The 10,164-nt window shown below is 63.0% G+C and carries 8 protein-coding genes and 1 pseudogene; 4 read left to right on the top strand and 5 right to left on the bottom strand.

What is annotated here, in order from left to right; all coding sequences use genetic code 11:
- Nucleotides 1–21: 21 nt before the first annotated feature.
- The gene (locus IPG63_18025) at nt 22–1,941 is read left to right on the top strand and encodes a hypothetical protein (protein MBK6729071.1); all 1,920 of its coding nucleotides are present in this window, start codon (nt 22–24) and stop codon (nt 1,939–1,941) included.
- A 453-nt stretch (nt 1,942–2,394) separates the two neighbouring features.
- Here IPG63_18025 and IPG63_18030 read toward each other — a convergent pair.
- The 4 genes and pseudogenes from IPG63_18030 to IPG63_18045 all read right to left on the bottom strand — a co-directional run bounded on the left by IPG63_18030 (nt 2,395) and on the right by IPG63_18045 (nt 6,374).
- Nucleotides 2,395–4,056: pseudogene (locus IPG63_18030) on the bottom strand (IS1634 family transposase).
- Between the two features lie 61 nt (nt 4,057–4,117).
- Nucleotides 4,118–4,468 (bottom strand): IS110 family transposase, encoded by a 351-nt coding sequence (locus IPG63_18035; protein MBK6729072.1) that lies wholly within the window; start codon nt 4,466–4,468, stop codon nt 4,118–4,120.
- Complete coding sequence (locus tag IPG63_18040) at nt 4,438–4,965, bottom strand: transposase (GenBank protein MBK6729073.1); 528 nt, start codon at nt 4,963–4,965, stop codon at nt 4,438–4,440. Before IPG63_18040 ends, IPG63_18035 begins: the two co-directional genes overlap by 31 nt.
- A gap of 230 nt (nt 4,966–5,195) precedes the next feature.
- Complete coding sequence (locus IPG63_18045; protein ID MBK6729074.1) at nt 5,196–6,374, bottom strand: right-handed parallel beta-helix repeat-containing protein; 1,179 nt, start codon at nt 6,372–6,374, stop codon at nt 5,196–5,198.
- A 331-nt stretch (nt 6,375–6,705) separates the two neighbouring features.
- Here IPG63_18045 and IPG63_18050 point away from each other — a divergent pair, with 331 nt between their 5' ends.
- The 3 genes from IPG63_18050 (at nt 6,706) to IPG63_18060 (ending at nt 8,749) form a co-directional block, all read left to right on the top strand.
- Nucleotides 6,706–7,827, top strand: a complete 1,122-nt coding sequence (locus IPG63_18050) for a CSLREA domain-containing protein (protein ID MBK6729075.1) — start codon at nt 6,706–6,708, stop codon at nt 7,825–7,827.
- On the top strand, nt 7,824–8,012 hold the full coding sequence (locus IPG63_18055; protein MBK6729076.1) for a hypothetical protein: 189 nt from the start codon (nt 7,824–7,826) through the stop codon (nt 8,010–8,012). The genes IPG63_18050 and IPG63_18055 overlap by 4 nt, the downstream gene beginning before the upstream one ends.
- A 206-nt stretch (nt 8,013–8,218) precedes the next feature.
- Nucleotides 8,219–8,749 (top strand): hypothetical protein, encoded by a 531-nt coding sequence (locus tag IPG63_18060; GenBank protein ID MBK6729077.1) that lies wholly within the window; start codon nt 8,219–8,221, stop codon nt 8,747–8,749.
- A 1,331-nt stretch (nt 8,750–10,080) separates the two neighbouring features.
- Here IPG63_18060 and IPG63_18065 read toward each other — a convergent pair.
- The coding region (locus IPG63_18065; GenBank protein MBK6729078.1) for a DUF1016 family protein at nt 10,081–10,164 on the bottom strand (84 nt) is incomplete at its 5' end.

A 10,164-nucleotide genomic window follows, 5' to 3' on the forward strand; every position in this document is an offset into this window, starting at 1 on the left:
CTGTCTTTTGGGGAGAGAATCATGAACGTAATCGCCCGGGTTGTGGCGGCCCTCATCGCCACAGTTGTGTCTCTTGGTTCAGCTCAGGCGTATGTGTGGGGTCCGCAAGACCTCACCACGCTTCGTGAGTACCACATTGACCAGATTGCGATTCCGTATGGTTCTAGCAATATTGGTCCCAACCACAAGGTCGTGGTGGCAGACACCTCAACCTTGACGTGGGAAGGTGTTACTCAGTCGGAAGCCAGGTGGCTCGATCAGGTCTATCAGAATTGCGTAACTTCTGGTCGTCCTGATTGTGATGCCACAAATTGGCGTCCGAGTGGGCGTACCTGGAAAGTTTTCAAGCTCGGTACGCCTGACACGTTTGCCGTCACGCGTTTCTACATTCTTCCGACAAACAGCCATGTTTACGTGGCTGCAAACGAAATGTACGAAGCGTCGCCGGGGAACAATGTGTCGGTACTTACAATCCTGCGTCAGTACCCGCATCTCTACAGGGATGAAGGTGAGAAGTTTGCTGTTATGTCACCCCTTCCTGGTTTTGCCGAAGGGAAGCTCCCGCTTCCTCAGGCGTGTGGCAACGAAAAACAAAGCGGTCTGACCGCGATGATTCGTTTCTACAATGGTGGGGCGTCAAAACCTCATCAGCCGGAAAGTGTGTCTTTGGCGGTGCGTTTCAACGACGGCAATCACCAGTTCAGCACCAGAAATGATGCGGCCTATATGGTCGACCTCAAGCAGGTGCCGGGCTGGGAAATTGCAAGCAGGGATATGGACAGCACTGGCCGTAAGGCTGGGGTCTTCTGTGTCCCGTCGATGACCGAAAAGATCATCCAGACGACAAGGGCTTCGATGCTTCCACAAGAAGCGTGGCCATTTGCCGGGCCTTTCATTCAGGCTCAGGTGCATGATCTGTCGCGATTCACTCTCAATGGACCCCAGATCAATATCGAAGGCTACACGCCAGCTCTCCATTACTCGAGTTTGGTAGACCAAACCTTTACGGGTGGCTTTGATGCCAATCCAAACAGGGGTGTGTTTGCTATCACTCGTGCAAATGGTGGCTATGTGGAGTATGGAAGCAGTGGCAACCAAATCACTCCGCCGATCGTACTCCCGAAGTCTGCGGTGGTTGTAGACCGAAGTTGGTATGCGATCAAGGTTGATGAGGAAACAGGTATCGTGTATGCGATGTCGGTAACCAATACAACTAAGTTCCATGCCTACAATCCTGCCACAAACAGCTATGTGTGGCAGTACACAGTGCCGGAAGCCTACCGAGAGTACTATGTGGGTGACAGCGAACTTCATCTTGCTCGCAACTACCTCGTCACTACTCTCCAATGGTTCGAAAATGCCCGAGACAATTTCAAAGGCGCTATCGTTATCATTCCTCTCGTCTACTCAGGTGCAATGCCTGAAGTGCGCATCATCGATTTGCCGGGTCCGAACAATCGCCTGACAGATTTCACTTTCGATGCCAAGACCAACATCGGCACCTTTGCCGATGCAAGGAGTAAGTCGCTTGTTCATCTGAACTTCAGCGACTGGAGTATGACTACGGAGCCAGTGCCATTTGAGCCGTTTGCTGTTATGGTAAGCCCAATGAGTGGCGAGCTGTATGCCACCCATGTACCTCGAAGCACTACTATGGCGTACATCTGGACAGAAGGAGCACTTTGGAAGCGTGCTCTTTCGTCTTCGGCTTGGGTGCAAGTGGCACAAGTCGGACGATCGCCAGTAGATGTTTCGCTGGTGACAATCGACAGTACACCAAAGCTGATGGTGTTTGGTATTGGTGGAAATGGTACGGGTGCTGTGCAGGTGGTGGACTTTGTGGACCTGAAGACTGGTACACTTAGTCCTCGACTTCCTGACAGTGTTTTCTCTCCATTCCAAGCCCGTCAGGGTTTGGCTGGGGCGACACAGCATCAGTAATTGTTTGAAACAACCCACACATGGAAGTGGCGCTGGGGTTTTGCTTACTTGATCTGTGCGCAATGGCGCATGCACCCAAGAATATTTTCGGACTAGTTTGTGATTCGGTTTAATGGGTTTACGATTAGCGCTGAATGTCAGTAAAGAAAACCGTGCGGCACGCGTCACGGTGGGGTCGGGACGAGCGGAGCGCTTCCCTTCGGGCCGAATGCGCGAGCTACTTCGCGGGTAGCGGCTTCGCGGTTCGCCCCTTCTCTCCCGGCCTCTCTCCCACGGGGGGAGAGAGGAGAAGATCGGGGCGCCGGATTGTCGTGACGCTGCTTAGCGCTTCCGCGGCGTGACCCACATGGTGATGTCGGCCTCGAACACGCGGGTGCCGTCGGGATCGCTCAAGTTCCGCAGTTGGCGCCGTAAAGCATTGATTTCATTGATGCCGAACAGGCAAAAATGTGACTACAAGGCGTTGGCTTGGGGTGGCGGGGGGAGATTGAGCGCTTTGAACAGGTCGGTTTGCTCGGGGCTGATTCGGCTGATGCCGCTGACGGGCTTGTGATCGATGGCGACGCGGTGTTTCTGGATTTGCTTGAGCATCGCGAGAGCGCGGGTCGGTGACAGCGGGCTCTTGCTGTCGCGCAGGCGCTGGCGCGTGACGCGATGCATGACGAGTGCGAGGAAGCAGATCAGGGCGTGGGCGCGGATCCGCTCCGGCAGGCGGTGGTGCACCGGCGCGATGTCGATGTCGCTCTTGAGGACGCGGAAGCCGCGCTCGATGTCTGCGAGGACTTGTAGCGATCAACCACGTCGGCGGCATTGAAGGTGGTGTTGGTGACCAGCAGCAGTTTGCCGTCGAACTGCTCTGCATCCTGGATCGCATCCTCGTCAATGTCGAAGCTGAACTGGTCGGCGTTGAGATCAGCCTTGAGGATGCGGCTGAGACCTTGCGCTTTCACTTGTTCCGAGAAGCGCAGGTACGCGCGGCGGTCACTCGACTTGCGCCCGCGCTGAGGCTGTCCGGCATCTTCGTCGTCAGCCGCTTGGCCATGCGCTCGCCCTCATCGCCAAGGCGCTCGACGGTCTTGCGCCGCTCGGCGTGTTGTCGTTGCGCGCGATCTTCGTCGTGGGCGATCACCAGGCGACGTGATTGCCACACCGACTCGCCGACGCCATCGTTGATTTCCGCCGCGCGCACGTGTCGGCGAACTCGGTGTAACGCCGGCCGGGCACCGCGAGGATGTATTCGATCGGCTTGTCCGCAGGCGTGCGCAGGGCTTCGATCGCCGCCAGGTTGTCGAGGCTCAACAAGCCGCGGTCGGCGACCAGCACGACGCGCTTCAGGGCATAGCGCTTGAGCGTGGCCTCGATCATCGGAATCAATGTCGTGACTTCGCCGACGTTGCCGGCATGCACCTGATGCGCGATCGGCAAACCCTGTGCCGTCTGGATCACGCCGAGCACGAACTGCCGCGCGACACCGCCAGTTTCCTTGCTCAGCCCAAATTTGCGCACATCGCTGGAGACGTCGCTGGCACCGCTGATGCGGATCGTCGTCAAGTCGTAGAACACCACCGACAACTCGCTGTCGAGCAGCGGTCGCAGCTGTGCAGCCACTGCGGACTCCACATCGTCGACGCGATCCATCAACGCATCCATGGCGCGCAGCAAGTGGTCGTGCGTCACCGCCGCCGGCATCTCCGGCATCGCCACAGTGTCCAGCCAACGCAGCATTCCAAGCTTCGACTCCGGCTCGCACAAGCGATTGAACACCATCGCGCGAACCATCGCTGCCGCGTCGAACTGCCGCCGCGACGAACGCAGCGCGCGCGACAGCGCCGCAGCCAAGCCCAGTTCCGACCACAGCGCATGCAACACATACAAATCGCCAAATGCCTTGGATGACTCGAACACCACGGCCGGCACGTTTTCGGCCACCTGCGGCGCGCGCCCTGCGGCACGCTCGAGCCCGGCGATCAGTGGCGCGAGTGTCTTCTCGTTGAGCTGATCGAGCCGCCCCAGGTTCGCGACCACGCGCGATCGCGGATCGCCCGCCTCGTTGCGGTACGCCTGAACCAACTGCAGATAGGCCCGGCCACCGGAGCGGGAGATGCGCGTGAACATGTGCCTACCATATACCCGCCTATCGCCAGCCTGCAATAGCCAGTAGGGGTCATTCGTGTAACTACACGAAATTTCGGCTTATCCACAACGAACCCCAGCAAAACCGCGACACTTCAAGCATTCTGGCCCTCGAAACCGCCTGGATTTCAGCGCGAACTGCGGAACCTGAGACGCCAAAATACGCCGCAAATTGTCGCGCATTGGCAAAGCGTTCTGGATTCAAGTCCTTGCACACCAATGCGGTCGCAGTCATCGGCCCTACACCAGGAACCGTCATCAGGCGCCGCGTCAGTGGATCGGTTGTTGCCACGCTCTGCAACTCCGCGTCGAGCGCAGCCATGCGTTCGCCCAAGCATTCCCACTCCGCCCACAGATCCGCAATCAGATCGCGCAGCCGAAAGGGAATGGGCAAGCTCGCATCCTCCAGCACCTGCCGCAGGCGAACGACCAGCGCCATCTCGCCGCGCGCGAAGACCAGCCCATGCTCGGTAAGCAACCCGCGAATCTGATTGCTGATCGCCGTACGCCGCGACACGTACCCCGAACGCACCCGATGCAGGCCTGCATCGTCAGCCGCTCCACCGACTTGACCGGAACTGCGTGGATCGATTTGTCGCGCCCCGCACGCAGGATCGCGAAAGTGTCCTTGCGGTCGTTCTTGGCGCCGCTGCGATGCTCCTCCACTCGCTGTGCGGGTAGTACGAAAACCTCGATGCCGTGTGACTGCAACTCACGCGCCCATGACTGCGCGCCAGGGCCGGTCTCCATAAGCACCACCAACGGCGGTTTCAGCGTCCTCAGGAACTCGACAAACGACTCGCGCGACTTGATCCGGTCCTCGAAAACAACAGTGCCTCGCTCGTCCTCGCCGGCCACTTGGAAAACGCTCTTCGCCAGATCGATCGCCAACGTCCGCACACGTGCCATACACTCGTTCATGGGCTCGCCCTCTCACTTTGGTCGTGGTGCACGCAGTTCACCACTCCAGGCGCCTAGACGCCTCGGTGAGGGGTGAGTCCATTCGATCACGCGAGTCGACGCGCATCGCCGCGCATCGACGCGCATGGATGGGCCGGGCGTCGTAGGGGTGTGCACCGCAACGCGGTGCGCACCGATACGGTGGTGTTGCGATCGTGCGGCTATTCGAAGCCGTCGCGCAGTAACGGCGGTCGATACTCGATGGCGCCGAGATCGGGCGCGGGGCCGAACGGGCGCGGCAGGGCGTGCAGGTCTTCGGCGATGCTCGCGGGCACGGCGGCATCGACGGCGGGTGAGCTCGCGATCGGCAGGAAGCCTTCGGCGTCGAGCGCGTCGGCGTTGGCGAGCTGCGGATCGGCGAGCAAGTCGCCCGCGCCCTGCACTGCGGCCGGCAGGGCGTTGCCGCCGAACCAGAGGTTGTGGTCGTAGCTGATGCCACTGCTGCCGCTGACGCTGGCGACCGGCTGCACCGGGTTGCGCTGCCAGACCAGATTGCCGGCGAACACGCTGCCGCCGTGGTCGCCGGCGTCGGCGTGCCAGGCGACGTCGCTGGCGGCACAGGCCAGGGTGTTGGCGCGGATTTCGACGGCGTGCATCGGCACGCCGGAGTAACCGTTCCACTGACCCAGACAGCGACGACGCGGTCCGCCGATCAGATTGTTGGCGATGCGGATGGCGTCGAGCTGGATCGGATCGCTGGCGCTCTCATTCGCCAGGTTGATGCCGATCGCCGCGGCGCCGAAGCGCAGGAACTCCGGAGTGCCGAGCGCGAGCAGCGTGTTGCGTTCGACCGTGCTGTCGGTGGCATTGCTGACGTAGATGTCGATCGACCAGTTGTCGCGCACTTGGTTGTCGCGCACCGCGTGGTGGCGGCCGTAGAGGCCGATGCCTTCGCCGAAGTTCTCGAAGATCCGGTTGCCCGTCACCACGTCGCCGTCATCGCTGAGGTTCACCGCCGACGGCCAGCCGCCACCTTCGACCGGCGGGTTGTTGACCTGCACGTTGCGCCAGACGCGGTTGTCGAGGAAGCGAATGCGCACCGCGCCATTGCCCGGATACAGCGCGCCGCGCGCTGTGGTGGACCAGCAGTCCTCGATGGTGATGTCCTGTCCGCCCCAGACCGAGAACGTGGTGCGCCGCGCGTTGCGGAACTCGAGTCCGCGGAAGATGTAGTGGCTGCCGCCGACGCGCACGAAGTTGCTGTCGGGGGCCATGCCAATGGCGTCGAACACCGGGCGCAGGCCATCCGCCGGCTCAACCACGATCGGCATGCCGGAGGTACCCGCAGCGTTGGCGTCGATCGGCGCGGTCTCGAAATAGGTCCCGGCGTGCACGCGCACCACATCGCCGGGATCGGCGCGGTCAGGGCCGCACGCAGGCTCGCCAACGGCGCGGTCGGGGTGCCGTCGCCACTGTCGTTGCCATCGGTGCGCACGTGCCAGTCGCGCGCCAGCGCAGGGGCGGCGAAGAGCAGCAGGCAGAGGCCGGCGAAGTGCGCTCGGTGCTCGATCATGCGCCGAGTGCAACGGTTCGCAAACTCGAACAAATCCGTTCAAGCCACCCGTCGGCGCGTTCGCAAACGCGAACCAGGCGCAGCCGCAGCACGCAAAATCAATGAGTTGCCGTTGGCATGCGGATTGCGCTTCAGGGCCATCCCACACGGAGTTCGCCATGAAGCCATTGCTCGCATCCCTGTTCCAGCCGGCCCGGCACGGTCTGCACGCTTTACTCGTGGCCGCTCTGGTTGCCTCGGGACCCACGCTCGCCGCCACCATCCTGGTGAACAGTGCCGGGGACGACAACATCAACGGCGACGGCGCGTGCTCGCTGCGCGAGGCGGTGGAAAATGCCAACTACGACTACTGCGCCAGGATCGACTGCGTCGCGGGCACGGTGGGCATGGACGTGATCGAGATCGCGCCCGGCCTCGGCACCATGCAGCTGGCGCGGGGCGAAATCGTGATCAAGCGCACCCTGCGCATCGTTGGCCCGCCAGGACGACAGGAGATCAGCGGCGGCAACAGCTCGCGCATCTTCCACGCCGACTTCACCTTGCAGACGCCGGGTCTCGCGCACGAGCTGCGTTTCGAGAACCTGTTGCTGCGCGACGGGCGCGCGATCGCGTTGCCGATCGGCTGCGGCGGGGCGATCCGGCTGCACGACGCGAACATCATCGTTACCAGCCGAGTGATCATCGACAACCTGGCCTTCACCGAGAACGTGGCTGGCGACAGCGCCGGTCGCGGCGGTGCGGTTTGCGCCGAAGACGTGGACGAACTCACCATCCGCAACTCGCACTTCGACAGCAACCGCGCTTACAACACTGGGGCCGCCGGCCAGTACGCGACCGGCGGTGCGGTGTGGATGCTCGACGGCGACAGCCTGCGCATCGAGGCTCGCAGTTCGAGGGCAATGTCGCCGAGGCAGCAACGCCGAGGCCGGCGCGCTCTGGGTCAGAACGTTAGCTCGTTCACGCTGGCGCACAGCACCCTGCGTGGCAGCGGCACCACCCTGACGCCGTCCGCGTCTGCCGTGCTCTTAGTACGACGTCGCCCAGAGCTGGGTCAGCGACAGCCTGCAGGACAGCCACGGCACCCGGGATGGCGCCGGCAACCCGCGGCACGACGCCTCGGTGTCCCGCGCCCCCGGCGGCAGCGGCGCGCTTTCGGTCTCGAACACCTGGTTCAAGAACAACCGCGGTACGGCACTGCGGCCGGGCAGGGAGCTGTACCTATCAGATCGGCGATCTCGGGTGGGGTGGCGACTGGCGCCTCGGCGATCCGACCGTGGTGACCCAGCGGATCGAAATCGGTTCCAGCAGTATCGTGAACAACCTCGGCGGCTTCGCGGCGATCGATGCACTGGACACGCCGATCCGGATCGAGAACAGCACGATCGCGCACAACGTGGCCACCGACGTCGGCGAGCCCGGCGGGTTGCGCGTGCACAATGCCTGGGGCTGGTTGCGCAGCACCTGATCACCGACAACGCGGGTGCCGCCGGCAACGCCCTGGCCTCAGGTACCGACCCGCGCCTGTATGCCGATTACAGCCAGTTCGGCGACCCCGCCGGCGGATCTACGCCGGCGGCCCGACCTGTTCCACAACGATGGCGGCCTCGGCATCCTGGCCGACTACGGCTGCGCCACCAGGTCGGCGCCAGCCTGTTCGAAGCCCCGGTTTGCGTGCAACTGCGCGCGCTGAACGGCAACAGCCCGGCACTCGATCGCGGCGACGACTGGCCACGCCCACGACCAGCGTGGCTCCGGCTTCGCGCGCGAAGTGGCCCGGCGGTCAACGTCGCCGACATCGGCGCCTACGAATACCAGGTGCCGCAGATCACGATCGAGGCCGTGGATGCATCCAGGGGTCGAAGGCAACGCGGCACTACGGCGTTCTCGTTCCGCGTGCTTCGCAGCGGTGACACGCGCGTCCCGAGTTCGGTGGGCTGGCTGCCCGAGGGTCATGGTACGCATCAGGCCGACGCCGGCGACTTCCCGCCCACGACCTGGGCCGGAGGCACCGTCCACTTCGCCATCGGGCAGACCGAGGCGACCCTCCTCATCCACGTCAACGGCGACTCCTCGGCCGAGAACACCGAGGCTTCGCGGTGTCGCTCGGCACGCCGACCAACGGCCGGCTCGGCAGCGCTTCCACCGCCACCGGCCAGATCATCAACGACGACTCGTTCTTCCCGAGCGCAGTGCTGTCGCTGACGCGGCCCGAAGGCGACCGCAACGGAGGCCAGTACTTCAGCACCAAGCACCGCTTTCGCGTAACCCGCGCGCAGGTGACCACCGGCATCTGCTCGTTCCAGCTGGAAGTGCTCGCCGGCGGCGGGCCGTTTGCTCCCGACGCAGCGGACTTCGTGGGCTGGACCCCGGGCGTTCCCATGACCTACGTGATGCTGTCGGGCGCCACGCAGTGGGACATCGGACGTCGACGTCGCGGGCGATTCCGCGCTCGAGTTCGACGAAACCTTCGATCTGCGCCTGCAGAACGCCAGCGGCTGCGGCATCGACACCAACGCGAACCAAGGTCAGCTCGACCATCCGCAACGACGACAGTTCGCTGTGGATCGAAGCGGTCACCGCCTGCTCTCGGCGCCGGGAGGCCATGCCGGCAGCACGCCGTTCAGCGTGATGCTGCGTCGTGGCAGCGGCGACCTGCGACCAGCGACGGTGACACGGACGGTCTCGGGCGCCGGCGCAAACCCCGCCAGTACCGCGGACTTCAGCAGCAGTGTCTTCCCTCCAGGCACCCGACCTTCGCTTCTGCCGGACAGTCCGAAATGCTGATGGTGATCAGCGTCGCCAAAGCGACACCGACGGCAGGACCCGATGAAGGCTTCCGGCGTCACGCTGTAGCCAGCCAACCCGAGCGGCGGCGACATTTACCCGACCGGCCGCATCGACGCCATCGTCAACGGCAGCGCCATCAGCAGCGCCAACGGGATATCTTCAGAACTCGTTCCGGTAGAACGGATCAGCGCTCCGCAGTCGCCGTCTGCAATTCGCGCAGGCGATGCGACTTCGGCGGCGCTATCGGGGAGCAAAACTGGCTTCGATCGGGGTGCGGGCGGCCACGACCGACGATGGCTTCAGCGCGGCGGTTGGCGTCAGCAGCCGGGTGTTCACGCAGGTGAGTTGCCATCAGGCCTCCAACGCCGCCGCACTCGTCACCGCGGCCTGAAACGTCAGGTCGCTCCGCCCGAGCGCTTGAGAATATTGACTCGCGCCTGGCCTCGCGATTGCGCTCGAAGTTCAAACCATCCGGATTCTCCGGAGAGTTGCGTCCTCAGCGGATCACCGGTCAGTTGGGCGTCTGCCTTCGAGCGAGGCGTTCCTTTTCGTCCGCGAAGCCATGTACTGCGGCTGCTCTTCGGTCGGCGACGCGTCGGGTAACGTGAGACAAAGACCTGATTGTCAGGGAGTGTTCCCGTTGCGTAGTGGACTCCTCGGCGTCCTTGACCGGCGCACGGGACGATACCAATCAGGTCGGATTCGTCGTCGAGCGCCACGTTGTCGCGGAGGTAGCTCAGGTAAGTTCATCTGCCCCGCGTCTCGTGGCCGAAGCTACCGATCTTGAGATCGACTGCAATCAAGCAGCGCAGGCGCCGATGGAAGAAGAG

The sequence above is a fragment of the Lysobacterales bacterium genome, assembly GCA_016703225.1.
Classification (GTDB): domain Bacteria; phylum Pseudomonadota; class Gammaproteobacteria; order Xanthomonadales; family Ahniellaceae; genus JADKHK01.